Origin of the sequence: Streptomyces sp. NPDC091292, assembly GCF_044757265.1 — a bacterium.
In the GTDB taxonomy this organism is placed as follows: Bacteria; Actinomycetota; Actinomycetes; order Streptomycetales; family Streptomycetaceae; genus Streptomyces.
Map to the genome: position 1 here is coordinate 30,586 of NZ_JBIVUQ010000013.1, position 23,223 is coordinate 53,808.

General features: G+C 70.5%; 26 protein-coding genes and 4 tRNA genes. 7 read left to right on the forward strand and 23 right to left on the reverse strand.

Translation table 11 applies throughout. The annotated features are described in order from the left end of the window. Positions 1–45: 45 nt before the first annotated feature. From ACIQNU_RS29235 to ACIQNU_RS29265, 7 genes are all read right to left on the reverse strand, one after another. Complete coding sequence (locus ACIQNU_RS29235) at positions 46–888, reverse strand: hypothetical protein (protein ID WP_401372428.1); 843 nt, start codon at positions 886–888, stop codon at positions 46–48. A gap of 227 nt (positions 889–1,115) precedes the next feature. Continuing rightward, positions 1,116–1,844, reverse strand: a complete 729-nt coding sequence (gene rplA, locus ACIQNU_RS29240) for a 50S ribosomal protein L1 (RefSeq protein ID WP_389880061.1) — start codon at positions 1,842–1,844, stop codon at positions 1,116–1,118. 83 nt (positions 1,845–1,927) lie between these two features. Then, the gene (rplK, locus tag ACIQNU_RS29245) at positions 1,928–2,362 is read right to left on the reverse strand and encodes a 50S ribosomal protein L11 (RefSeq protein WP_389880059.1); all 435 of its coding nucleotides are present in this window, start codon (positions 2,360–2,362) and stop codon (positions 1,928–1,930) included. A gap of 147 nt (positions 2,363–2,509) precedes the next feature. Beyond that, on the reverse strand, positions 2,510–3,040 hold the full coding sequence (locus tag ACIQNU_RS29250) for a hypothetical protein (protein ID WP_401372141.1): 531 nt from the start codon (positions 3,038–3,040) through the stop codon (positions 2,510–2,512). A 265-nt stretch (positions 3,041–3,305) separates the two neighbouring features. Then, positions 3,306–4,187 (reverse strand): transcription termination/antitermination protein NusG, encoded by an 882-nt coding sequence (nusG, locus tag ACIQNU_RS29255; RefSeq protein WP_401372143.1) that lies wholly within the window; start codon positions 4,185–4,187, stop codon positions 3,306–3,308. 75 nt (positions 4,188–4,262) lie between these two features. After that, on the reverse strand, positions 4,263–4,550 hold the full coding sequence (gene secE / locus ACIQNU_RS29260; RefSeq protein ID WP_401372145.1) for a preprotein translocase subunit SecE: 288 nt from the start codon (positions 4,548–4,550) through the stop codon (positions 4,263–4,265). A gap of 109 nt (positions 4,551–4,659) precedes the next feature. Further along, positions 4,660–4,732: transfer RNA gene (locus ACIQNU_RS29265), tRNA-Trp, on the reverse strand. A gap of 202 nt (positions 4,733–4,934) precedes the next feature. On the opposite strand from ACIQNU_RS29265, the gene ACIQNU_RS29270 reads away from it, so the two are divergent. After that, positions 4,935–6,161, forward strand: coding sequence for a pyridoxal phosphate-dependent aminotransferase (locus tag ACIQNU_RS29270; RefSeq protein ID WP_401372147.1), 1,227 nt, complete (start codon positions 4,935–4,937; stop codon positions 6,159–6,161). A gap of 176 nt (positions 6,162–6,337) precedes the next feature. Then, positions 6,338–7,357: an adenosine deaminase gene (locus ACIQNU_RS29275; protein ID WP_401372149.1), complete on the forward strand. Its 1,020-nt coding sequence runs from the start codon at positions 6,338–6,340 to the stop codon at positions 7,355–7,357. A gap of 34 nt (positions 7,358–7,391) precedes the next feature. On the opposite strand, the gene ACIQNU_RS29280 is transcribed toward ACIQNU_RS29275, so the two are convergent. Beyond that, on the reverse strand, positions 7,392–7,988 hold the full coding sequence (locus ACIQNU_RS29280) for a TetR/AcrR family transcriptional regulator (RefSeq protein WP_401372151.1): 597 nt from the start codon (positions 7,986–7,988) through the stop codon (positions 7,392–7,394). Between the two features lie 87 nt (positions 7,989–8,075). On the opposite strand from ACIQNU_RS29280, the gene ACIQNU_RS29285 reads away from it, so the two are divergent. Beyond that, entirely contained in the window at positions 8,076–8,708 is a 633-nt protein-coding gene (locus ACIQNU_RS29285) for an NAD(P)-dependent oxidoreductase (RefSeq protein ID WP_401372153.1), read from the forward strand. 21 nt (positions 8,709–8,729) lie between these two features. On the opposite strand, the gene ACIQNU_RS29290 is transcribed toward ACIQNU_RS29285, so the two are convergent. The 6 genes from ACIQNU_RS29290 to ACIQNU_RS29315 all read right to left on the reverse strand — a co-directional run bounded on the left by ACIQNU_RS29290 (position 8,730) and on the right by ACIQNU_RS29315 (position 11,347). Beyond that, positions 8,730–9,842, reverse strand: a complete 1,113-nt coding sequence (locus tag ACIQNU_RS29290; protein WP_401372155.1) for a UDP-N-acetylmuramate dehydrogenase — start codon at positions 9,840–9,842, stop codon at positions 8,730–8,732. Between the two features lie 74 nt (positions 9,843–9,916). Beyond that, positions 9,917–10,345 carry a MaoC family dehydratase gene (locus tag ACIQNU_RS29295; RefSeq protein WP_401372157.1) on the reverse strand — a complete coding sequence of 143 codons (429 nt, stop codon included), beginning with the start codon at positions 10,343–10,345 and terminating at the stop codon, positions 9,917–9,919. Between the two features lie 2 nt (positions 10,346–10,347). After that, complete coding sequence (locus ACIQNU_RS29300) at positions 10,348–10,800, reverse strand: MaoC family dehydratase N-terminal domain-containing protein (protein WP_401372159.1); 453 nt, start codon at positions 10,798–10,800, stop codon at positions 10,348–10,350. Positions 10,801–10,896: 96 nt separating this feature from the next. After that, on the reverse strand, positions 10,897–11,061 hold the full coding sequence (rpmG, locus tag ACIQNU_RS29305) for a 50S ribosomal protein L33 (protein ID WP_003948671.1): 165 nt from the start codon (positions 11,059–11,061) through the stop codon (positions 10,897–10,899). Between the two features lie 89 nt (positions 11,062–11,150). Further along, positions 11,151–11,223, reverse strand: a tRNA-Met gene (locus ACIQNU_RS29310). Between the two features lie 51 nt (positions 11,224–11,274). Further along, positions 11,275–11,347: transfer RNA gene (locus tag ACIQNU_RS29315), tRNA-Thr, on the reverse strand. A 371-nt stretch (positions 11,348–11,718) separates the two neighbouring features. Between ACIQNU_RS29315 and ACIQNU_RS29320 the strand changes: the two genes are divergently transcribed. Both ACIQNU_RS29320 and ACIQNU_RS29325 read left to right on the forward strand, forming a co-directional pair. Next, positions 11,719–13,032 (forward strand): amidohydrolase family protein, encoded by a 1,314-nt coding sequence (locus ACIQNU_RS29320; RefSeq protein WP_401372161.1) that lies wholly within the window; start codon positions 11,719–11,721, stop codon positions 13,030–13,032. 103 nt (positions 13,033–13,135) lie between these two features. Continuing rightward, positions 13,136–13,792, forward strand: coding sequence for an SDR family oxidoreductase (locus tag ACIQNU_RS29325; RefSeq protein ID WP_401372163.1), 657 nt, complete (start codon positions 13,136–13,138; stop codon positions 13,790–13,792). A gap of 54 nt (positions 13,793–13,846) precedes the next feature. On the opposite strand, the gene ACIQNU_RS29330 is transcribed toward ACIQNU_RS29325, so the two are convergent. Next, complete coding sequence (locus ACIQNU_RS29330) at positions 13,847–14,065, reverse strand: hypothetical protein (RefSeq protein WP_401372165.1); 219 nt, start codon at positions 14,063–14,065, stop codon at positions 13,847–13,849. A gap of 143 nt (positions 14,066–14,208) precedes the next feature. Then, positions 14,209–14,290: transfer RNA gene (locus ACIQNU_RS29335), tRNA-Tyr, on the reverse strand. A gap of 210 nt (positions 14,291–14,500) precedes the next feature. On the opposite strand from ACIQNU_RS29335, the gene ACIQNU_RS29340 reads away from it, so the two are divergent. Next, entirely contained in the window at positions 14,501–14,989 is a 489-nt protein-coding gene (locus ACIQNU_RS29340; RefSeq protein ID WP_401372167.1) for a YajQ family cyclic di-GMP-binding protein, read from the forward strand. Positions 14,990–15,078: 89 nt separating this feature from the next. On the opposite strand, the gene ACIQNU_RS29345 is transcribed toward ACIQNU_RS29340, so the two are convergent. Beyond that, the gene (locus ACIQNU_RS29345) at positions 15,079–15,351 is read right to left on the reverse strand and encodes a GlsB/YeaQ/YmgE family stress response membrane protein (RefSeq protein ID WP_401372169.1); all 273 of its coding nucleotides are present in this window, start codon (positions 15,349–15,351) and stop codon (positions 15,079–15,081) included. 85 nt (positions 15,352–15,436) lie between these two features. Between ACIQNU_RS29345 and ACIQNU_RS29350 the strand changes: the two genes are divergently transcribed. Further along, complete coding sequence (locus ACIQNU_RS29350) at positions 15,437–16,708, forward strand: APC family permease (RefSeq protein ID WP_401372171.1); 1,272 nt, start codon at positions 15,437–15,439, stop codon at positions 16,706–16,708. A 41-nt stretch (positions 16,709–16,749) separates the two neighbouring features. Here the strand turns inward: ACIQNU_RS29350 and ACIQNU_RS29355 are convergent, their stop codons facing one another. The 6 genes from ACIQNU_RS29355 to ACIQNU_RS29380 all read right to left on the reverse strand — a co-directional run bounded on the left by ACIQNU_RS29355 (position 16,750) and on the right by ACIQNU_RS29380 (position 23,223). Continuing rightward, positions 16,750–17,346 carry an SMI1/KNR4 family protein gene (locus tag ACIQNU_RS29355; protein WP_401372173.1) on the reverse strand — a complete coding sequence of 199 codons (597 nt, stop codon included), beginning with the start codon at positions 17,344–17,346 and terminating at the stop codon, positions 16,750–16,752. 113 nt (positions 17,347–17,459) lie between these two features. Continuing rightward, the gene (locus tag ACIQNU_RS29360; RefSeq protein WP_401372175.1) at positions 17,460–18,635 is read right to left on the reverse strand and encodes a barstar family protein; all 1,176 of its coding nucleotides are present in this window, start codon (positions 18,633–18,635) and stop codon (positions 17,460–17,462) included. 15 nt (positions 18,636–18,650) lie between these two features. Beyond that, entirely contained in the window at positions 18,651–19,043 is a 393-nt protein-coding gene (locus tag ACIQNU_RS29365) for a YccF domain-containing protein (RefSeq protein ID WP_401372177.1), read from the reverse strand. Further along, positions 19,040–19,903: a zinc metalloprotease HtpX gene (gene htpX / locus ACIQNU_RS29370; RefSeq protein ID WP_401372179.1), complete on the reverse strand. Its 864-nt coding sequence runs from the start codon at positions 19,901–19,903 to the stop codon at positions 19,040–19,042. The genes ACIQNU_RS29365 and htpX overlap by 4 nt, the downstream gene beginning before the upstream one ends. A gap of 207 nt (positions 19,904–20,110) precedes the next feature. Further along, the gene (locus tag ACIQNU_RS29375) at positions 20,111–21,649 is read right to left on the reverse strand and encodes an NADH-quinone oxidoreductase subunit N (RefSeq protein WP_401372181.1); all 1,539 of its coding nucleotides are present in this window, start codon (positions 21,647–21,649) and stop codon (positions 20,111–20,113) included. Continuing rightward, complete coding sequence (locus ACIQNU_RS29380) at positions 21,646–23,223, reverse strand: NADH-quinone oxidoreductase subunit M (RefSeq protein WP_401372183.1); 1,578 nt, start codon at positions 23,221–23,223, stop codon at positions 21,646–21,648. Before ACIQNU_RS29380 ends, ACIQNU_RS29375 begins: the two co-directional genes overlap by 4 nt.

Consider the following 23,223-nt stretch of genomic DNA (forward strand, 5'->3'; position numbering starts at 1 on the left):
GGGGCGCCGAATAACCGTGCCGACCGAATCCGTCAACCGGCCCGACTAGTTCTGTTGATCGAGAAGTTCCTGATAGTCGACCGTGTCCTCGGCCGGCGGCGCCTTCCGGGCCAGCACGGGCGCCCCGAAATCGCTGTAGTACGCGGTCGTGTCCATCGTCCCGGACGCCGTACCGCTGCGCTCCACCCGCTTGACCAGCAGATCGCGGGAGTCGATCCAGACGTCGACCCGCTGGCTGGTGACCCCGGCGTCCTGGAGCTGCCCGCGCAGCTCGGCGGTGCGCGCGGCGTCGGGCCCCGAGGTGGGCAGATCGGCAACCCGTACGGTTCCCGCGTAGTGCGTCGTACGGACACCGCGTACCGTCTCGTCGCCGACCTCGCGCGCGTCCCGGGCGGCGAGCAGGAGGGCCACGGACTGGTTCGGGGCGAAGTTCGTCGAGGCGTCGTAGCGGTACCTGACCCAGTGCCGGCCCCCGGCGAGTGCGGCGAACTTGTCGCTCATGCGCGCGTAGTACACGTCGGCCACGAAACGGGCCTCGGTCCGCGCGCTGCCCAGCTCCCGCATCGTCGCGGCCATGGAGCCGCCGGTGTAGCCGATGGTCAGGGTGCCGCTGAGCCCGTCGGACCAGCCGAGGGTGCCCTTGGTCGTGGTGGACATCCGGTCGCCGACGCGCAGAACGGCGTCCACGCGCGCGGAGCCCGCCCTGTCGGTCGCGGTGTGCGCGGCGCGCAGGGCCCCGGCCACTTCGGGCGGCGCGGACACGGGGGCGCTCGTACGGCCCACGGGGGCGGTTGTGGAGCCGCCGTCCGGGTCGCAGCCGACGAGCCCGAGGAGGGCGGCGGATCCGGTCAGCGCGGCCACCGTGAGCGCGGAGACGGCCGCGAACAAGGTCTGGCTCCGCCCGGTGTCCCGCCCGGCGCCGACTCTCCTGCCCCGCGCCCCGCTGCCCCGCATCCCGGCTCCCGCCCCCGCGCCCGTACCGCCTGACCTCTGCACGCTAGCGCAGCTCAGGCCGGGTCGGGAGGCGGCAAAGGGACGGGCCCCGCACCTCTAAAGGTGCGGGGCCCGTCCGGGAACGCGTGCGTGGACGCGGTCGCCGTGGGGAGCCGGGAGGCTCAGACGGCGGCCGGGTCCTCCTCGGTGAGGAGGTTGCGGGTGCGGTTCGGGTCGACCGGAACGCCGGGGCCCACCGTGGTGGTGATGGCGGCCTTCTTGATGTAGCGACCCTTGGCGGCGGACGGCTTCAGACGGAGGATCTCCTCCAGCGCGGCGCCGTAGTTCTCCACGAGCTTGGTGTCGTCGAAGGACACCTTGCCGATGATGAAGTGGAGGTTCGAGTGCTTGTCGACGCGGAACTCGATCTTGCCGCCCTTGATCTCGTTGACGGCCTTGGTCACGTCGGGAGTCACGGTGCCGGTCTTCGGGTTCGGCATCAGACCACGCGGGCCGAGGACACGGCCGAGGCGGCCGACCTTGCCCATGAGGTCGGGGGTGGCGACGACGGCGTCGAACTCGTTCAGGCGGTTGCCCTTCGAGATCTCGTCGATCAGCTCGTCGGAGCCGACGATGTCGGCGCCCGCGGCACGCGCGGCCTCGGCACGGTCACCGGTCGCGAAGACCAGGACCCGGGCGGTCTTACCGGTGCCGTGCGGGAGGTTCACGGTGCCACGGACCATCTGGTCCGCCTTGCGCGGGTCGACACCCAGACGGAAGGCGACCTCGACGGTGCCGTCGAACTTGCTGGTGGAGGTCTCCTTGGCGAGACGCACGGCTTCGAGCGGGGCGTAGAGCTTGTCCCGGTCGATCTTGGCGTCCGCAGCGCGGAGAGACTTGCTGCGCTTCACTTCTACTCCTGTGTTCAGGGTGGGAGTTCGTGGTCCGGGCCGGCGCTGGCCCTACCACTGTGAGAGGTCGTACGGGGGCGGGATCAGCCCTCGACGGTGACACCCATGGAACGGGCGGTACCGGCGATGATCTTCGCGGCGGCGTCCAGGTCGTTGGCGTTGAGGTCGGCCATCTTGGTGGTGGCGATCTCGCGGACCTGCGCGTCGGTGATCTTCGCGACCTTGGTCTTGTGCGGCTCGCCGGAGCCCTTCTCGATGCCCGCGGCCTTCAGGATCATCCTGGCGGCCGGCGGCGTCTTGGTGATGAAGGTGAAGGAACGGTCCTCGTAGACCGTGATCTCCACCGGGATCACCCAGCCACGCTGCGACTCGGTCGCGGCGTTGTACGCCTTGCAGAACTCCATGATGTTGACGCCGTGCTGGCCAAGGGCGGGGCCGACCGGCGGAGCCGGGTTGGCCGCACCGGCCTGGATCTGGAGCTTGATGAGCCCCGTGACCTTCTTCTTCTTGGGAGGCATTGCTCTCTCCGGGTCCTAGTGAGAGTTTTGAGCCGTCCACTCCGGATCATCCGGATGGAGGCATACCGCACAACGATAACGGGTAACCCGTCGGCACCCAAAACCGGAGCCCCGGCCACCCCCTGATGGCCGGGACCCGCTGTGTGCTCAGCAGCGCTTCGACGTCACCGCCTGGCCCGCCACCGGGTCGCCGGGGGCGCGCAGGGTACCGATGGCGGCGGTGCACTCCTTGACGGTCGCGGCGGGCAGCGACCAGAACTCCTGGCCGTTGGTCGCGTTCCACCAGTCCTGGCCGAGGACGTCGTCCCGCGAGTAGCTGTAGACGCCGACGCTGACGTCGTAGTCCTTGATCTTGTCGCGGAAGCTCTGCCACACCCACAGGTAGCCGTAGTTCCGCTTGCAGCTGGGCGAGTAGAACTGCTTGACCGACGCGGCATGGGCGCCGCCGCGGTCGATGTAGGCGGTGGTGCCGATCTGGTAGGCGTCCGAACAGACGCCCGCCGCCGCGGCCTTGGTGCTGCGCGGGTTGCCGGCCTCCGACGCGGCGGTGGACTGGGCGGCGGCCCTCTTGGTGGGCGCGGGCGCGGGTCCCGTGCCGGCGAGGGCGGTGGTGGCGGGGATGAGGGCGAGGGCGCAGGCTGCTGCCCCTGCTGCGATGAAGGGTGTACGGGCACGCATGTGGTGGTTCCCCCTGAGGCTCGGTTGCCCATCTCGGTCGCATATGCGGACGATGCCGGTCAATCTTCGTGGATCAGATGGATCACCACGAAGAACACCGTCCACGCGTTTCGGTCACAGGGTCAGACCCGCGGGGTCGCCGGATGGTTGTGGCACAGAACACATTCGGGTGATACGGATCACTCGGCTGACGCCGGGCATGGGATACGGAGAAGCCCCCGCCGACCGTCTCCGGTGGGCGAGGGCTTCTGCGTGCGCCGAACGACTAGTTCTTCTGGATCTGGTCGAAGCTCAGCTCGACCGGCGTCTCACGGCCGAAGATCTCGACGAGGCCCTTGACCTTCTTCGAGTCGGCGTTGATCTCGTTGATGGTGGCCTGGAGCGTGGCGAACGGGCCGTCCGTGACGGTGACCGAGTCGCCGACCTCGAAGTCCAGGACCTGGACCTCGACCTTGCGCTGCGGGGCGGGGCGGCCCTCGGCCTCCGCGGCCTCACGAGCGGCCTTCTCCTCGGCCTCCGGGGCGAGCATCTTGACGATCTCGTCCAGGGTCAGCGGGTACGGGTCGTAGGCGTTGCCGACGAAGCCGGTGACGCCGGGCGTGTTGCGGACGACGCCCCACGACTCGTTCGTCAGGTCCATGCGCACCAGGACATAGCCGGGGAGCTTGTTCTGGCGGATGGTCTTGCGCTCGCCGTTCTTGATCTGGGCGACCTCTTCCTGCGGCACCTCGGCCTGGAAGATGAAGTCCTCGACGTTCAGCGAGACGGCGCGCTGTTCGAGGTTGGTCTTCACGCGGTTCTCATAACCGGCGTAGGTGTGGATGACGTACCACTCGCCCGGCAGGGTCCGAAGCTCCTCGCGGAGGGCGGCGACCGGGTCGACCGGCTCGGCCTCTTCCTCGACGGCTTCTTCGTCGGCGACCGCCTCGTCAGCGGCCTTTTCGTCACCCTCGGTGTCGTCGTCGTCCTCGTCCGTCTCGACGTGCACAGCGGCCTGCTCGGCGGCCTCACCGGCGGCGGCGTCGGAAGATTCGGCCTGGTCCGGGTCCTCGGCGTCCGCCGCCTCGACGATGTCGAGCTCGTCCTCAGCGGACTCGACAGCGCCCGGCTGCGGCTCGACGGCGTCGTTCAGGTTCGGGTCAGACACTGTGGCTGCTTCTTCCTGGATCAAGGGGTGGAACACGCGAAAGGGGCGCCGGGTGCCGGCGCCCTTCGCCTTCGATCAGCCGAAGACGTATTTCGCGACGTGGCTGAGCCCATAGTCAATCACGGTCACGAGGCCGATCATGATGACGACGAAGACGATCACTACAGCGGTGTACGTCGTCAACTGATGGCGAGTCGGCCAGACCACCTTGCGGAGTTCCGCGACGATCTGGCGGTAGAAGAGCGCGAGCCGGCCGAAGGGGCCCTTCTTGCCGCGCTTGCCGCCCTTACGGGCCTTCTTCTGGGACTCGGGCACCTCGTCCTGGGCATCAGGCATGTCGATGGAGCCCACGGCGTCCGTCACTCGTCCTCACCTGAATCCCGGGTCGTGGCCGTGCCGCGCCCGGTGGAGCCGCACGGCGGTGCATTGCAGTGTGTACTTCCCACATATCTCTGAGGAGATGTGTGTGTTGCAGGGCCGGAGGGACTTGAACCCCCAACCGCTGGTTTTGGAGACCAGTGCTCTACCAATTGAGCTACGACCCTTTGGTTCGCCCCAACGTACCGCATCCGCTCAACTGCGTGGAGTGCGCTGCGCGGAACGGCCCCTGAAGGCCAACGAGGTGAGAGTGTACGTGGTCCTCGGGCCGACGTCGAACAGAAAGCGCCGCTCCCTGGCCGCGTGCCCCGCTGCCCGCACTGTGAAACCCATGTGCCGGGCGCGTTTCCGGTCTGGAACGATGGGGTCATGAGCGCTGCAACCTCTCCGACCGAGCGCCGGGTCTCCGCCCGAGTCGGCGCGATCTCCGAGTCCGCGACCCTCGCCGTGGACGCCAAGGCCAAGGCCCTGAAGGCCGCCGGACGGCCGGTGATCGGCTTCGGCGCCGGTGAGCCGGACTTCCCGACGCCCGATTACATCGTCGAGGCCGCCGTCGAAGCCTGCAAGAACCCGAAGTACCACCGCTACACGCCGGCGGGCGGCCTTCCCGAGCTGAAGGCCGCGATCGCCGCGAAGACGCTGCGCGACTCCGGTTACGAGGTGGAGGCGTCGCAGGTCCTGGTGACCAACGGCGGGAAGCAGGCGATCTACGAGGCGTTCGCCGCGATCCTCGACCCGGGTGACGAGGTCATCGTCCCGACGCCGTACTGGACCACGTACCCGGAGTCGATCCGCCTCGCGGGCGGCGTGCCGGTGGACGTCGTCGCGGACGAGACGACCGGCTACCGCGTGTCGGTGGAGCAGTTGGAGGCGGCCCGTACGGACCGCACCAAGGTGCTCCTCTTCGTGTCGCCGTCGAACCCGACGGGCGCGGTCTACAGCGCCGATGACGTCGAGGCGATCGGCCGCTGGGCCGTCGAGCACGGGCTGTGGGTGCTGACCGACGAGATCTACGAGCACCTGGTCTACGGCGACGCGACGTTCACCTCGCTGCCGACGGTCGTCCCGGAGCTGCGCGACAAGTGCATCGTGGTCAACGGCGTGGCCAAGACGTATGCGATGACCGGCTGGCGGGTCGGGTGGCTGATCGGCCCCAAGGATGTCGTCAAGGCGGCGACGAACCTCCAGTCGCACGCGACGTCCAACGTGTCGAACGTCGCGCAGGCCGCCGCGCTGGCCGCCGTCTCGGGCGATCTGACGGCCGTCGCGAAGATGCGGGAGGCGTTCGACCGGCGCCGCAGGACGATCGTGCGGATGCTGAACGAGATCGACGGCGTGGTCTGCCCGGAGCCGGAGGGCGCCTTCTATGTGTACCCGTCGGTGAAGGCCCTGATCGGCAAGGACATCCGCGGCCGTCGCCCGAAGGACTCGGTCGAGCTGGCCGCGCTGATCCTGGAGGAGTCGGAGGTGGCGGTCGTCCCGGGCGAGGCGTTCGGTACGCCGGGCTATCTGCGGCTGTCGTACGCACTGGGTGACGAGGACCTGGTCGAGGGTGTCTCGCGGCTCCAGAAGCTCCTGGCGGAGGCCAAGGACTGACCACGAAGTACTGACCACGCGGGAACCTCCGGAACATCGCCGGACAGCGAAAAGCGCTCCTACGCGCGCGGGCGGGCCATTTCCCCTGGGGAGGCGGCCCGCTTCTTCGTTCGGTGCGGGCCACGAACGGGGAAAGCGGCTACCGGGAGGCCGGGTGCATGCGGCAAGATCCTTGGATGGAGCGAGTACGTGACCTGGCCGCGCTGCCGAAGGCCCATCTGCATCTGCACTTCACCGGGTCGATGCGGCCCGCGACCCTGCTCGAACTCGCCGACAAGTACGGAGTGCATCTCCCGGCCGCGCTGACCGGCGGTGAGCCGCCGAAGCTGCGGGCGACGGACGAGCGCGGCTGGTTCCGCTTCCAGCGGCTGTACGACGCGGCGCGGTCGTGCCTGAGGGAGCCCGAGGACATCCAGCGGCTGGTGCGGGAGGCCGCCGAGGAGGACGTCAAGGACGGTTCGCGGTGGCTGGAGATCCAGGTCGACCCGACGTCGTACGCGCCCCGCCTCGGTGGCCTGATCCCGGCCCTGGAGATCATCCTGGACGCGGTCGACTCGGCGTCCCGGGAGACGGGCCTCGGTATGCGGGTCCTGGTCGCCGCCAACAGGATGAAGCACCCGCTGGACGCCCGTACGCTGGCGCGTCTCGCGGTGCGGTACGCGGACCGGGGCGTCGTCGGGTTCGGCCTTTCGAACGACGAGCGGCGGGGCATGGCGCGTGATTTCGACCGCGCCTTTGCCATCGCGCGCGAGGGAGGGCTCCTGTCGGCCCCGCACGGCGGCGAGCTGACGGGCCCCGCTTCGGTACGGGACTGCCTGGACGACCTGCACGCGAACCGGGTGGGCCACGGGGTGCGGGCCGCCGAGGATCCCCGGCTGCTGAAGCGGCTCGCGGACCGGGGCGTGACCTGCGAGGTGTGCCCCGCTTCGAACGTGGCGCTGGGCGTCTACGACAAGCCCGAGGACGTACCCCTGAGGACTCTGTTCGAGGCGGGGGTGCCGATGGCGCTGGGTGCGGACGACCCGCTGCTGTTCGGGTCCCGGCTGGCGGAGCAGTATGAGATCGCGCGCCGGGACCACCGTTTCGACGACCGGGAGCTGGCCGAGCTGGCCCGGCAGTCGGTGCGGGCGTCGGCGGCGCCGGAGGGCGTCAAGGGTGAGCTGCTGGCCGGTGTGGACGCGTGGTTGACGGCGTGAGCGCCTTGGCTCGGGCTCGCCCTCGGGCTCGGGCTCAGGCGATGCCGGCGAGCAGGGTGCGGGCGATGCCGGCGGCGAAGTCGTCGAGGGACTGCGGGGGGCGGCCGGTCTCGGTCATGTCGTAGGCGAAGGCGCGCTGTGCGCAGGCGCCGAGGAGCAGGGACGCGGCGGCGAAGGTGTCGGCGTCCGCCCGGACGCGACCGGCGCGCTGTTCGGCGCGCAGATAGGCGTCGAGACTCTGGATGGGCCGGTGGGGGCCCGCGTCCCTCTCGCGCAGGGCCGCGTCGTGGCGGCGTTTGAGCTGGGTCTCGGCGTAGAGCGACGCGGCTATCGGGAAGCTCTGTTCGTAGAAGAGGGCGGCCCGGCGGGCGATCTCGGTGAGGTTCTCCTCGACGGTGTGCGCCCCGGGTTCCTCCATGAGGTGGGCCAGGAGCGGGCCGAGCTTCGGCAGCCGCTCCTGGAGGACGCTGATGAACAGATCCTCCTTGCTCGCGAAGTACTTGTAGAGCGCGGCCTCCGAACAGCCGGCCGCCTTGGCGATCTCCTTGGTGGTGGCACGGGCGAGACCGACCGTGCGCATCAGCTCGTACGCGGCGTCGAGGACGCGGAGCCTGGCGGGCTTCTGCTGCATACGCGCTCCCTCCGGGCTTGACGGGTGAGTGGCCGTGTCCCCACTCTAATAGGTGAGTGAGTACTTACCCACCACGGGAGGCACGCGATGAGACTGACAGTGTTCGGGGCGACCGGGGGCATCGGTCAGGAGATCGTCCGGCAGGGCCTCGCCGCGGGCCACCAGGTCACGGCGGTGGTACGGGATCCCGCGCGGCTGTCAGTGACGGGCGAGGGCCTGGAGGTGTTCCAGGCGGATCTGACGGACGCGGAGGCGCTGCGGGCCGCCGTGGAGGACCGGGACGCCGTCCTGTCCGGGCTCGGCGCCCGCAGCCGCAAGGACGTGGGCGTCGCGTCCCGGCTGACCCGTACGGTCCTGGAGGCGATGCGGGCCGAGGGGGTGCGCCGGGTCCTGGTGGTCAGCGCGGCCCCGCTGGCCGCCAGCCCGGCGGACGAGCCGGCCCTGGACCGCGCGGTCCGGTCGGTGATCCGGACGCTCCTGAAGGGCGTCTACGCCGATCTGGCGGAGATGGAGGCCGAGTTGGAGCGCAGCGACACGGACTGGACGTCGGTGCGGCCCCCGCGCCTGCTGGACCGGCCCCTGACGGGCACGTATCGCCGGGTCGTCGGCGGGAACCCGCGCAAGGGCCGCATGATCGGCCGCGCGGACGTGGCCCACGCGATGCTGTCGATGACCGAGGACCCGGCGACGGTACGGAAAGCGGTGGGGGTCGCGTACTAGCGGTCGGCCCAGGGGCGCGTACTAGAGGTCGACGCCGACCATCACGGGCTCGTTGACCAGGGTGACGCCGAAGGTGTCGCGGACTCCGGCGACCACCTCGCGCGCGAGGGTGAGGAGGTCCTCGGTCGTGGCCCCGCCCCGGTTGGTGAGGGCGAGTGTGTGCTTGGTGGAGATCCGCGCGGCCCCGGTGCCGTACCCCTTGGTGAATCCGGCCCGGTCGATGAGCCAGGCCGCCGACGTCTTGGTACGGCCGTCGCCCGCGGGGAAGGCGGGCGGTGCGGCCTCGGCGCCCAGCCGCTCCACCACGCGCGCGTGGAACGCGCCGAACTCGTCGTCGGTGAGGATCGGGTTGGTGAAGAAGGACCCGGCCGACCAGGTGTCGTGGTCCTCCGGGTCGAGCACCATGCCTTTGCCGGCGCGCAGCTTGAGCACGGTCTCGCGCGCGCGGGCGAGCGGTACCCGCTCCCCCGCCTCGACGCCGAGGGCCCGCGCGGTCTCCGCGTACTTGAGGGGCGCCGACATCCCGTCCGCGTCCTCAAGGAGGAACCGGACCCGCAGGACGACGAAGCGCTCGGGCTCGGCCTTGAACCCGCTGTGCCGGTACGAGAAGGCGCAGGCGTCGTTCGCCAGGGTGACCGTCTCGCGCGCGTGCCGGTCGTAGGCGACGACCTCGGTGATGGTCGAGGAGACTTCCTGGCCGTAGGCGCCGACGTTCTGGATGGGCGTCGCACCGGCGGAGCCGGGGATTCCGGCGAGACATTCGATGCCCGCGAGTCCGGCGTCCACAGTGCGGGCGACGGCGTCCGTCCAGACCTCGCCGGCGGCCAGTTCGAGGCGGGTGCCGTCGAGGGTGAAGCCGCGTGTCGCGATGCGCAGGGCCGTACCGGGGAAGCCCTTGTCGCCGATGACGAGATTGCTGCCGCCGCCGACGAGCAGCAGGGGTGTGCCCGTGTCGTCGGCCGCACGGACGGCGTCGATCACCTCGGCGTCGGTCGTCGCGGTGATCAGACGGGTCGCGGGGCCGCCGAGCCGGAAGGTGGTCAGCGGGGCGAGCGGGGCATCGTGGAGTTCCTGCACGCGCACAAGGGTACGGTCCGTGGACCCGCGTAAGGGGCACCCCCCATGGAGCGGCACCCCTTACTACTGCCCTTTATGGACTACTGCCGTGCGAGGACTGTTGCCCCGCCGTGTCAGGACCAGTGCGCCTCTCAGGCCAGCCGCACGACCGCCCGTGACATCCCCAGTACCTTCTGCCCCCTGGACAGCGCGGTCAGGTCGACGCGCACCTTGTTGTCGTCGAGTTTGGCGGCAACCTTGCCGGTGACCTCGATGGTGGCGCCTTTGTCGTCGTTCGGTACGACGACGGGGCGGGTGAAGCGGACGCCGTACTCGACGACCGCTGCCGGGTCGCCGGCCCAGTCGGTCACGACGCGGATCGCCTCGGCCATGGTGAACATGCCGTGCGCGATGACGTCGGGCAGCCCGACCTCCTTGGCGAACTTCTCGTTCCAGTGAATGGGGTTGAAGTCGCCGGATGCGCCCGCGTACCGCACGAGCGTGGCCCGGGTCACAGGGAACACCTGCGCGGGCAGTTCGGCGCCGACCTCGATGTCGTCGTACGCGATGGTCGCCGTCATGGTCACGCCTCCTCGGCCGCGCGGGCCACCAGCTTGGTCCAGGCGGTGACCACATGGTCGCCCGCCTCGTCGTGGACCTCGCCGCGGATGTCCAGAATGTCGTTGCCCGCCATGGACTTGACCGCCTCGATGGTCGAGGTCACGGTGAGCCGGTCACCCGCGCGCACGGGGCGTGTGTACGCGAACTTCTGGTCGCCGTGCACGACCCTGCTGTAGTCCAGGCCGAGTTGCGGGTCCTGGATGACCAGTCCGGCCGCCTTGAAGGTGATCGCGAAGACGAAGGTCGGCGGGGCGATCACCTCGGCGTGACCGAGCGCCTTGGCGGCTTCCTGGTCGGTGTACGCGGGGTTGGGGTCCCCCACGGCCTCCGCGAACTCGCGGATCTTCTCCCGGCCGACCTCATAGGGGTCGGTGGGCGGGTAGGACCGCCCCACGAAGGACTGGTCGAGCGCCATGGGCTCGGCACCTCCTGGTATTCGCGACGTGCTGAGGGTTCCGCCAACGCCGCGAGGCCGCCCCCGGAAGGGGACGGCCTCGCGAACGAGCCTGATTTATCGCGTTTCGCGGTGCGCGGTGTGCGCATTGCAACGCGGGCAGTGCTTCTTCATCTCAAGACGGTCCGGGTTGTTACGCCGGTTCTTCTTGGTGATGTAGTTCCGCTCCTTGCACTCCACGCAGGCCAGCGTGATCTTCGGGCGGACGTCGGTGGCAGCCACGTGAGTGCTCCTTGACGAACGGATTGATGGTATTAACGCAAGAAAGAGTAGCCGACCGAAGGACCGACCCCGCAATCGGCTACTGAGAGTAGCGGTGACCGGACTTGAACCGGTGACACAGCGATTATGAGCCGCTTGCTCTACCGACTGAGCTACACCGCTGCGATGTGCTTCGCCGCCTCAACCGGAGGGATGAGGAACCTCACACATCAGAGCCCCAAAACGGAATCGAACCGTTGACCTTCTCCTTACCATGGAGACGCTCTGCCGACTGAGCTATTGGGGCGAGCGATGAAGACATTACACGCTCGCCCACCGATCGCCCAAATCCGTTTCGTACCGGGCACGCAGGGGCATGAACGCTTCTTGTCCCGGCTCTCTCACGCCTCTGGGGCCCCTCCCGCGCGCGGGTTTACGCGCGGGATTCTCCGTAGCGTCCGGCAGCATCCCGCGCGCGGATTCGCGACCGGCCCGAGCCCCTGCGGACGCTCCCCGCCCTCCGCGCCACACCCTCCGGCCTCCGCCCTCCGCCATGACTCCGCACCACACCGGTACGACTATTGCGCTCCTCCGCGAAGCGGCCCGGCCGTCGCCCTAGGCTCGACGCACGCTGAGTGATCTTGCACGCAGAGCCCCCAGCAGAGCCCCAGGAGCGCGATGCCCGACAGCCAGCCGCAGCAGCCCCCGCCCTCCGGCTCGTCCCGTCCGACGCCAGGTGACGACGGCAAGCCGTCCGACGCCGCGGGCCTGCTGCTCTGCGGCGCCCGCCTGACGGACGGCCGGATCGTCGACGTACGGCTCGGTGGCGGGCGGATCGAGGCGGTCGGTACGACGGGGAGCCTGACCGCGTACACCGCGCGCGTGGACCTCGCCGGCCATCTGCTGCTGCCCGCGCCCGCCGAACCGCACGCCCACAGCGACACAGCGCTGTCGGCGGACACGGACGGGCCGGTCTCGTACGAGGTCCCGGATGTCCAGCGCAGGGCCACCGAGGCCGCGTTGTTGCAGTTGGGGCACGGTGCCACGGCGCTGCGTTCGCATGTGCGGATCGGCGACGTGCCGGGGCTCGGCGCGATGGAGGCGGTCCTTCAGGCGCGCCGGTCGCTGCGCGGTCTCGCGGATCTGTCGGTGGTGGCGGTGCCCCGGCTGCTGACCGGGGTCGCGGGCGCGGACGGGCTGGCGGAGCTGCGGGACGCGCTCAAGATGGGCGCGTCCGTCGTCGGCGGCTGCCCGGACCTCGATCCGGATCCGACGGGCTACGTGGAAACCGTTCTGGAGGTCGCCGCGGAGCACGGCTGCGCCGTCGATCTGCACACGGACGGTGACGATCCCGCGCGGCTGGCGCGGCTCGCCGCGATGGCCGGCGGCCTGCGGCCCGGCGTGACGATCGGCCCGTGCGGCGGTCTGGCCCGGCTGCCCGCCGACGCGGCGGGCCGGGTCGCCGACCGGCTCGCGGCGGCCGGCGTGACCGTGGTCTGCCTGCCGCAGGGCGGCTGCGGCGGCGCGGAACGCCGGGACACCGCGCCGGTACGGCTGCTGCGCTCGGCCGGGGTACGGGTGGCCGCCGGGAGCGGCGCCCTGCGGGACGTGGGCAACCCGGTGGGGCGCGGCGACCCGCTGGAGGCCGCGTTCCTGCTGGCGTCACGGTTCGGGCTGCGGCCCGAGGACGCGTACGACGCCGTCTGCGCGGAGTCCCGGGCGGCGCTCGGGCTGCCCGAGGTGCGGGTCGAGGCAGGCTTCCCCGCCGAGCTGCTCGCGGTGCGCGGCGAACGCCTGTCGGGGGTGCTGTCGCTCGCGTACAGCCGCATCGTGGTGCACCGGGGGCGCGTGGTGGCGCGGACGAGCGCGGTGCGCGAGTACTGCGATTCGGCGGCGGCCGTGGCACTCGATCTGCCCCGGCAGGGGCGGACGGCGCGGGGTGGGGGTGCCGGGGGCGGTACGGGGGGCACGGGGGGTACCGGGACGTCGTGACGGGGTGGGCACGCGCGCGGGTGGATGAGTGCGGGGTGCGCGGCGTCAACCTGGCGCAAAGGCTGTACGGCGAAGACGCCCTGCCCGGCGTACGGTCGGAGGCATGCGCATTGTCATCGCTGGAGGTCATGGTCAGATCGCGCTGCGGCTGGAGCGCCTGCTCGCCGCGCGCGGTGACGAGGTGGCGGGGATCATCCGCCGCCCCGAACAGAGCGGCGACCTGTTGGCGGCGGGCGCCGAACCGGTCGTGTGCGACCTGGAGTCGGCGTCGGTCGAGGACGTGGCGCGGCATCTGGCGGGCGCGGACGCGGCGGTGTTCGCGGCGGGCGCGGGTCCGGGCAGCGGTGTCGGCCGCAAGGACACCGTGGACCGCGGTGCGGCCGTCCTGTTCGCCGACGCTGCCGAGGCCGCGGGGGTACGCCGGTATGTCGTCGTCTCGTCGATGGGCGCCGATGCGGAGCACCCGGGCGACGAGGTCTTCGACGCGTATCTGCGCGCCAAGGGCGCGGCCGACGACGACGTACGCGCGCGTGCGGGTCTCGACTGGACGATCCTGCGCCCCGGGATGCTGACGAACGACGCCGGCACCGGGCTGGTGCGCCTTGAGGTGGACACCGGTCGCGGGCCGGTACCGCGCGACGATGTGGCGGCGGTCATCGCGGAGTTGGTCGACACTCCGGCGACGAGCGGTCTGACGCTGGAACTGATCAGCGGGTCGGCACCGGTGGGGGTGGCCGTGAAGTCGGTGGCGGGGAACTGACCCGGCCCCCGGGCCGTTGACTCATCGGGGCGACCGGAGCGGGGCCGATCGCGCTCAGAAGAGGGGCAACTGTCCGGGGAAGTCCGGAACCGTGTAGCCGTCCAGTGCGGGCTGGGCGGCACCGAGTTGGGCCTGTCGGCGGGAGCCCGCGCAGGAGACGAGGGTGCCTTCGCCGCGCGGCCCCGGCGGATCGTGCCGTGCGAAGCGACCCGCGACGACGGCGATTTCACGACGGCACTCGGGGCAGAGCCTGCGACGGGACGACGACGACATGGCTTCAGTGTGCCCCGAAAAACCCGACCCCGAGCAGACACGGCTCGCGGGGGCGGCGGGGGTGGGGGGCGGCGGGGGCGGGGGCGGAATAGAAAAACCCCCTCCGCACTGCACTCACGCAGTACGAAGGGGGTTCCACACTGTGGCGGCGCCAGGATTCGAACCTGGGAAGGCGAAGCCGGCAGATTTACAGTCTGCTCCCTTTGGCCGCTCGGGCACACCGCCAGGGGTTGCTGCTGTGGAGGCGCTTTCGCGGGGCTCCCCTGCAACGACGTAAACGATACCCGATGCCCAGGGGTGCTTCGCCACCCGATTGTGCGGCGCCCGGTGGGGGGCGCATGGCTAGTCTTTGCTGTTGCGGCCCGGGACCGACGGCCGTGTCGTACGCACACCGCTTTACGCACACCGATACACCGATACAAGGAGCCACAGGACATGGCCGACTCCAGTTTCGACATCGTCTCGAAGGTCGAGCGGCAGGAGGTCGACAACGCCCTCAACCAGGCCGCCAAGGAGATCTCGCAGCGCTACGACTTCAAGAACGTCGGCGCGTCGATCGCCTGGTCCGGCGAGAAGATCCTGATGCAGGCCAACTCCGAGGAGCGGGTCAACGCCATCCTCGACGTCTTCCAGTCCAAGCTGATCAAGCGCGGCATCTCACTGAAGGCGCTCGACTCGGGTGAGCCGCAGCTCTCCGGCAAGGAGTACAAGCTCTTCTCCTCGATCCAGGAGGGCATCTCCCAGGAGAACGCGAAGAAGGTCGCGAAGATCATCCGTGACGAGGGTCCGAAGGGCGTGAAGGCCCAGGTGCAGGGCGAGGAGCTGCGCGTCACCTCGAAGAGCCGCGACGACCTCCAGGCCGTCATCTCCCTGCTCAAGGGCCAGGACTTCGACTTCGCGCTCCAGTTCGTGAACTACCGCTAACGGGGTTGGCGGGCACCGGCAGATGTGACGGAGGGCGGCACCCGACCCGGTGCCGCCCTCCGTCGTACGGCCGTACCGCCGTGGCGTCGTCAGTGGCGCGAGCGCGAGTGGCCGAAGAGGATGCGGTAGCCGATCAGGAGTACGAGGGAGCCGCCGATGGCGGCCATCCAGGTGGCGCCGTCGTAGAAGTGCGTGGCGACCGGGCGGTCGAAGAAGCGGGCGGAGATCCAGCCGCCCACGAAGGCGCCCGCGATGCCGATCAGGGTCGTGCCGATGAAGCCGCCCGGGTCTCTGCCGGGCAGCAGGACCTTGGCGATGGCTCCGGCCAGCAGCCCCAGAACGATCCAGCTGATGATGCCCATCCGTGAACCCACCTTTCGCACGCTCTTGTCCCCTGAGACGTAGGGGCGACTCGTTCCGGTTGCGGCGATCAGTAGGGTGCGGCGCATGACACAGCGGTTGCGGCGGTCCCTCGGCGTCTTCGATGCCGTCGTCATCGGGCTCGGCTCCATGGTCGGCGCGGGCATCTTCGCCGCCCTGGGTCCGGCCGCCGGCGCCGCCGGGTCCGCCCTGCTCCTCGGTCTGGGGCTGGCCGCCGTGATCGCGTACTGCAACGCGATGTCGTCGGCGCGCCTCGCCGCCCTGTACCCCGCGTCGGGCGGGACCTATGTGTACGGGCGGGAACGGCTCGGCCCGTTCTGGGGGTACCTCGCCGGCTGGGCGTTCGTCATCGGCAAGACGGCGTCGTGCGCGGCGATGGCGCTCACCGTCGGCGCGTACGCCTGGCCCGATCACGCGCACGCCGTGGCCGTGGGCGCCGTGGTGGCACTGACCGCCGTGAACTACGGGGGCGTTCAGAAGTCGGCGTGGCTGACGCGGGTGATCGTCGCTGTGGTCCTGGCAGTCCTCGTCTCGGTCGTGGTCGTGTGTCTCGGCTCGGCCGCCGCCGACGCCGGGCGGCTCGGAGCGGGCGCGTCCGGCGGGCCGGACGGGGTGCTGCGCGCGGCGGGACTGCTGTTCTTCGCCTTCGCCGGGTACGCGCGGATCGCGACCCTCGGCGAAGAGGTACGCGATCCGGCGCGCACCATCCCCCGCGCGATCCCGCTGGCTCTGGGTATCGCGCTCGTCGTGTACGTGTGTGTGGCGGTGGCCGTCCTTTCGGTACTGGGGTCGGGCGGGCTGGCGGACGCGACGGCTCCGCTGGCGGACGCGGTCCGGGCGTCGGGGGTGCCCGGACTGGTGCCCGTGGTGCGGGTGGGCGCGGCAGTGGCGGCCCTGGGCTCGTTGCTGGCGCTGATTCTGGGGGTGTCGCGGACGACGCTGGCGATGGCGCGGGACGGTCATCTGCCGGGTGCGCTGGCCGCGGTGCACCCGCGGTTCCAGGTGCCGCACCGCGCGGAGCTGGCCGTGGGCGTGGTCGTCGCGGTGCTCGCCGCCACGGTGGATGTCCGTGGGGCGATCGGTTTTTCCTCCTTCGGTGTGCTGGTGTACTACGCGATCGCCAACGCGTCGGCCTGGACCCTCGGCTCGTCGCGGTCGACGGAGTCCGCACGGTCGTCGGCGCGGTGGGCGCGGTTCTCAGGGTTGTCGAGGGTCGTCCCGGTGGTGGGTTTCGCCGGCTGCCTGGCGCTGGCCTTCGCCCTGCCGGTGCCGTCGGTGCTGCTGGGGGTCGGGGTGCTGACGGTGGGTGTGGTGGTGTATGGGGTGCGGGGGCGATGAGGGGGGTCGACGGGTCGGTGCGGACCGCCCGGTGCCGAGGGCTACGGCATCGCTTCCGCCGCCTTCGCCTCCCCCGCCGTCCGCTCCTTCTCCGCCCGTGACCGGAACCCGGCCCACGGCGCCAAATCCGGGCCGTCGTTGGCCTCCTCGTACCAGCCGGCACCGTCGAGCCAGGTGCGCAGCCAGTCGGCGAGGCTCGGGGCGTCGAGATACCAGGCGTGGTCTGCCTCGTCCGCGTTGGGCTCGAAGAGGAGGACCGGCGCGTCCTCGCTGAGGCAGTCGACGCAGGCGTACATCCCGCAGCCCCAGTGGGATATGGGGAGCAGGCCCTCGGGCCACGGCCAGGAGGGGTCGTCGCGGGCGTCCTTGCGGTGGTCCAGATATTGGGCGACGGCGGGCATCTCGCCGGCCGGGAAGCCTTCGAGCAGGGGCAACAGACCGTACTCCGGGCCGAATCCGCCGTCGCCGATCCGGAGGTAGAGGGCGGCGAGCAGCGGCGGCAGCGGGAAACCGAGCGCGGCCTCGGCGCGGGCCACGGACTCGGCGTCCACCGGATCGGGCAGGGAACTCCAGCCCCACGGCCGGGTTTCCCTCGCCCGGACGGCGAGCCTGGTCAGCAACTGCTCGATCTCGGTCATGGGTTCATGATGCAGGGCGCCACTGACAATCGGCCCTCGCCCGCTGCTCGGATGGCGTTTCCACAGGTGAGAGCGGTGCGCGCCGATGGGTCGTTCGGGTCCGCCCGTCGCCGTCAGTCGATGACGACCCGGACGCCCCGCGCTTCGAGGTGGCTGAGGAATTCCTCGAAGGTGGCCGGGCGGTAGTCGGTGCGCGGTGTCACGCCGAGGCAGGTACGGGCGACTTCGGCGTCGTGCCAGATCAGGGTGAAGGGCCTCGTGGCGCCGAACCCGCCGCGCAGGCAGTCGGTCAGGGCGCCCCAGTTGCCGCCGAAATAGCCGCCGGGCCCGTTCACGGCCTCACCGATCGCGCAGTAGAAGCCCTTCTCGTCGGTGATGTGGCGGCCGTCGAGGTGGTACGTGGGGCCGGGCGGCCGGTACGGGGTGCGGCGGTGCGGGGTGCGGCGGTGCCGGTTTTCGAGGGCCGTGGTCAGCCAGACGTCACGGCCCTCCGCGGAGCAGGGCGCCCAGAGGTTGGTCCGGGCGGGGCGGCCGTCCCACCAGTGGTCCCAGACGTCGCGGGCCGCGAACGGCGGCTGGTCCGACCAGGGTTCGAGGGTGAGGTCGACGAGGCCGCGCCCGCGGGCGGAGGGGATCCACGCGGTGATCTCGCCCTCGACGGCGGACGTGAGCGTCCAGCCGAAGGCGTCGAGGCGCAGGAGCCTGGCGTGGCCGAGGTCTTCCTCGCCCCTGTCGAGGGCCTCGCGCAGGGCGCCGCGCGGGGAGCAGCCGGTGAGTCGTATCGGAGGCTCTTCGGATGTGGAGCTGTCGTCCGCCACGCGCGCGAGGTCCTTGCAGCGGCCCCAGGGCTGGTCCTCCGCGCCGAGCAGCAGATAGCCGGGCGAGAGGGCGGGGCGGCCCGGGTAGTCGGCCTGCTGGGCGTCGGGCGGCTCGGACGCCTCCACGGTGAGGTCGCGCAAGGACAGGTCACGCGCGCAGAGGCGGTCACCGAGGAGGCGTACGTCCTCCAGGTACCACTCGCCGACGCGGTGGCCGTTCTTGTCGAGTGCCTCCAGGACGAGGGTGCCGAGCGGAGCGGAGCCTTCGCTCCGTGCCTGGTCCAGGGCCGTACGCAAGGCGCCCTCGACGGCACAGCCCAGGAGTTCGTAGCGGTCCCGCGCGCGGGGGCGCGGGTTCGCGAAGAGGTCGTCGGCGTCGGCACACAGGGCCCACACCTCGTCGTACGCGGGTTCGTCGTCCGTGAGTTCGGCAGCGTCGTACGCCACCAGCGCGTATCTCGGCAGTTGCACCCCCGCGCCCGCCCGCTACCGCGAGGCGAAGGGCTGGTCCGTCGGGACGATCTCGCGTCCCAGGGGCAGCAGGGAGACCGGGATCAGTTTGAAGTTGGCGATGCCCAGAGGGATGCCGATGATCGTGAGGCACTGGAGGATGCCGGTGGTGATGTGGGCGAGGGCGAGCCACCAGCCGGCGAGGACCAGCCAGAGCACATTGCCGACGCAGGACGGCGCTCCGGCGTCGCGGCGCTCGACCGTGGTGTAGCCGAAGGGCCAGAGCGCGTAGAGGCCGATACGGAACGAGGCCAGTCCGAAGGGGATGCCGATGATGGTGATGCAGAGGATGGCCCCTGCCAGGAGATAGCCCAGGAACAGCCAGAAGCCGCTCAGGACCAGCCAGATGATGTTGAGGATTGTCTTCACTGGTGACGACCTGCCATCTGTTCTAGCCGGGAGATGCGCTCCGCCATCGGCGGGTGCGTGGAGAACATTTTGGACAGACCCTGGCCCGGACGGAAAGGGTTCGCGATCATCATGTGACTCGCGGTCTCGATCCGGGGCTCGGGCGGCAGGGGCAACTGTTTGGTTCCGGCGTCGAGTTTGCGCAGGGCGCTCGCCAGGGCCAGGGGGTCGCCGGTGAGTTGCGCGCCGGACGCGTCCGCCTCGTACTCCCTGGAGCGGCTGATGGCGAGCTGGATCACGGACGCGGCGAGCGGGCCGAGCAGCATGATGAGCAGCATGCCGAAGATGCCGGGGCCGTCGTCGTTGTCGGAGCGGCCGAACGGGATCAGCCAGGCGAAGTTCACCAGGAACATGATCACGGAGGCGAGGGCTCCGGCGACGGACGAGATCAGGATGTCGCGGTTGTACACATGGCTGAGTTCATGGCCGATGACGCCGCGCAGTTCGCGCTCGTCGAGGATCCGCAGGATGCCTTCGGTGCAGCACACGGCGGCATTACGCGGGTTACGGCCGGTCGCGAACGCGTTCGGCGCCTCGGTGGGTGAGATGTACAGCCGGGGCATGGGCTGGCGGGCCTGTGTCGACAGCTCACGGACCATGCGATAGAGACCGGGCGCCTCGAATTCGCTGACCGGGCGGGCACGCATCGCGCGCAGGGCCAGCTTGTCGCTGTTCCAGTACGCGTACGCATTGGTGCCGATCGCCACGACGAGCGCGATGATCAGGCCCGTACGCCCGAAGAGACTGCCGATGACGATGATGAGTGCGGACAGTCCCCCGAGGAGTACGGCGGTCTTCAGCCCGTTGTGCCGGCGGTGCACAGTACGCCCTCCTGATGGTGCGGCAGGGGAACCCTCTGCTCATTGATGCTCTGGTGCTTCCACTGTCCAGTGGACCCTCCCGTACTGGTCAACGCCAGGCGGGGAGCACTAGTTCCCTGGTGTGCGCACTCTCCGTGGTGGGCCGGTCGGGTGACGGCCGGACCGGGGCCGCGGCGGGGGCTCTCCGGCCGCCGGTGGGACGGGGTGTCAGAAGAGGCCGGTGGCGGAGAACCGGAGGACGAGTTGGGGTGCCCCGGAGAGTGCGACGCCCAGGACGGCGGTCAGGGCGATGGCGGCCGTCAGGGGCGCGGGGACCTTGAGACGGGCACTTTCGGACGTCCGTTCGGGAGCCTCTTCGGGCGTCTGGAACAGGAGGGCCGTCCACCGGAGGTAGTAGTAGAGCGCGATGACGACGTTCACGGCCATGACGACGGCGAGCCAGCCGAGGCCCGCGTCGACGGCCGCCGAGAACACGGTGACCTTCGCGAACAGGCCGATGATGCCGGGCGGCAGCCCCGCGAGGCACAGCAGGAAGAACCCGAGCACCAGGGCGGTCAGCGGGCGCTCCGCATACAGGCCCCGGTAGTCGCTGATCCGGTTGAGCGGGCGCGAGCGGGCGACGAGGGCGGCCACCGCGAACGCGCCCAGGTTCACGGCCGCGTACATCAGCGCGTACGCGACGGTGGAGCCGATGGCGCGCTCGGCGTCCTTCGCGTACCCGGCGGCGGCGATCGGCACCAGGAGGTAGCCGGCCTGGCCGACGGATGACCAGGCGAGCAGCCGGACCGCGCTGTACGCGCGCGTGGCGCGCTGGCGCAGCGCGGCGACATTGCCCGCGGTCATCGTGAGGGCGGCGAGCACGGCGAGCGCCGGGCCCCATACGTCCGCGTACGACGGGAACGCGACGACGGTCACCAGGATCAGCCCGGAGAAGCCGACCGCCTTGCCGATCACGGACAGATAGGCGGCGATCGGGAGGGGGGCGCCCACATAGGTGTCGGGCACCCAGAAGTGGAAGGGCACGGCGGCCGTCTTGAAGGCGAAGCCGACGAGGGTGAGGGCGACGCCCGCCTGGGCGAGGGTGTGGAACTGCGGGTCGACCTGCTGGAGCTTTCCGGCGATCTCCGTCAGGTAGAGCGTGCCGGTGGTCGCGTAGACGAAGCTGACGCCCAGGAGGGTCACCGCGGTGGCCGTGACGGACGACAGGAAGAACTTGAGGGCGGCCTCCGAAGACTTGCGGTCGCCATGCTTGATCCCGACCAGCGCGAAGGCGGGCAGGGACGCCACTTCGAGGGCGACGACAAGGGTCGCCAGATCACGTGAGGCGGGCAGCAGCGCGGCACCGGCGGCGGAGGACAGCAGCAGGAACCAGTACTCTCCGCCGGGCAGGTCCCGCGCGCGGGAGGCGTCCTTGAGGGTGCTCATCGACAGCAGCGCGGTGAGCAGGGCACCGCCGAGGACCAGGAACTGGATCACCAGCGTGAACCGGTCGGCCGTGTAGCTGCACACGCTCGCGTCGCCGGCGAGGCAGAACGAGGACCGGTCGCCGTCCAGGAGGGCCAGCAGGAGCAGCAGCGCGGCGGCGAGTCCGGCCACGGACACCCAGCCGAGCACGCTTTTGTGCCGCTCCCCCACGAACAGGTCGGCGACGAGCACCACAAGGCCGACGACCGCGGCGATGGTGGGCGGCGCGATCGCGAGCCAGTCGACCGACTGGACGAGGCTGCCTCCGGCGGCGACGGTCACGATTTGCCTCCTGCGAGGAGCTGCTGCACGGCCGGGTCGGTCAGGCCGAGCAGCAGGGCGGGCCAGAGTCCGGCGATGACGGTGAGGGCGACGAGCGGGGTCCAGGCGGCGAACTCGTAGCCGCGGACGTCGGCGAGCGCGGGACGTTCCCCCGCGCGCGGGGCCCCCATGCAGACCCGTCGCACCACGATGAGCATGTACGCGGCGGTGAGCAGGGTGCCGAAGGCGGCGAAGGCCATGAAGGTCAGGTACGCGGGGCGGCTGAGCCCGTCGGCGGGCCGGAACGCGCCGAACAGGGCGAGCATCTCGCCCCAGAACCCGGCGAGTCCGGGCAGGCCGAGGGAGGCCACGGCGCCGAAGGCGAGCAGTCCGCCGAGGCGCGGCGCCTTGCCGTAGAGCGCGGCGCCCGTCTCTTCGGCGAGAGAGTCGAGGTCGGTGGTACCGGTGCGGTCCTTCAGGGCGCCGACCAGGAAGAACAGCAGGCCCGTGATGAGGCCGTGGGCGATGTTCGCGAACAGCGCGCCGTTGACACCGGTCGGGGTCAGGGTGGCGATGCCGAGCAGCACGAAACCCATGTGGCCGACGGACGAGTACGCGATGAGGCGCTTGAGGTCGCCCTTGGCGCCCTGCCGGGCGAGGGCGAGGCAGGCGAGGGATCCGTAGATGATCCCGACCACGGCGAAGGCCGCGAGATACGGCGCGAACGTGTGCATGCCATCGGGCGCGATCGGCAGCAGAATCCGGATGAACCCGTACGTACCCATCTTGAGCATGACACCGGCCAGCAGGACCGATCCGACCGTCGGCGCGGCGGTGTGGGCGTCCGGCAGCCAGCTGTGCAGCGGCCACATCGGCGCCTTCACGGCCAGCCCGATCCCGATCGTCAAAACGGCGATGACCTGCACGGATGTACTCAGCGACCGGCCGTTGTCAGTGGCGAGTGCCACCATGTCGAATGTGCCCGCCCTCAGCCCGACGAGGAGCAGGCCGAGCAGCATCACGACCGAACCGAGCAGCGTGTACAGGATGAACTTCCCGGCAGCGGCCTGCCTGCCCTCGCCGCCCCAGCGGGCGATGAGGAAGTACATCGGGATGAGCACCATCTCGAAGGCGAGGAAGAACAGCAGCAGATCGAGGACGGCGAAGGTCGCGAGGGTGCCGGACTCAAGGAGCAGGACCAGGGCGACGAACGCCTTCGGGGACGGGCCCGCGGGCATCTTGAAGTACGAGTAGAGCGCGCAGAGGAAGGTCAGCAGCGCCGTCAGGACGAGAAGGGGGAGCGAAATGCCGTCGATGCCGAGATGGATCCGCACGTCGAGTGCCGGAATCCAGCTGATGTCCGTCGTGGCCTGCATCCTCGACGGCTGGTCGTGGTCGAAGCCGAGCGCGAGGACGACCGCCGCGATGAGGACCGCGCCGGTCACGGTCACCCCGTGCCGCAGCACGGCCTGGTCGGGTGACTTCCCCTTCAGCCCGGGAGGGGCCGGCAGGAGAGCGGCGACCGCGCCGAGAAGCGGACCGACGACCACGAACGCCAGAAGGAACTGCATCACGGACTCGTTGATATCGATCAC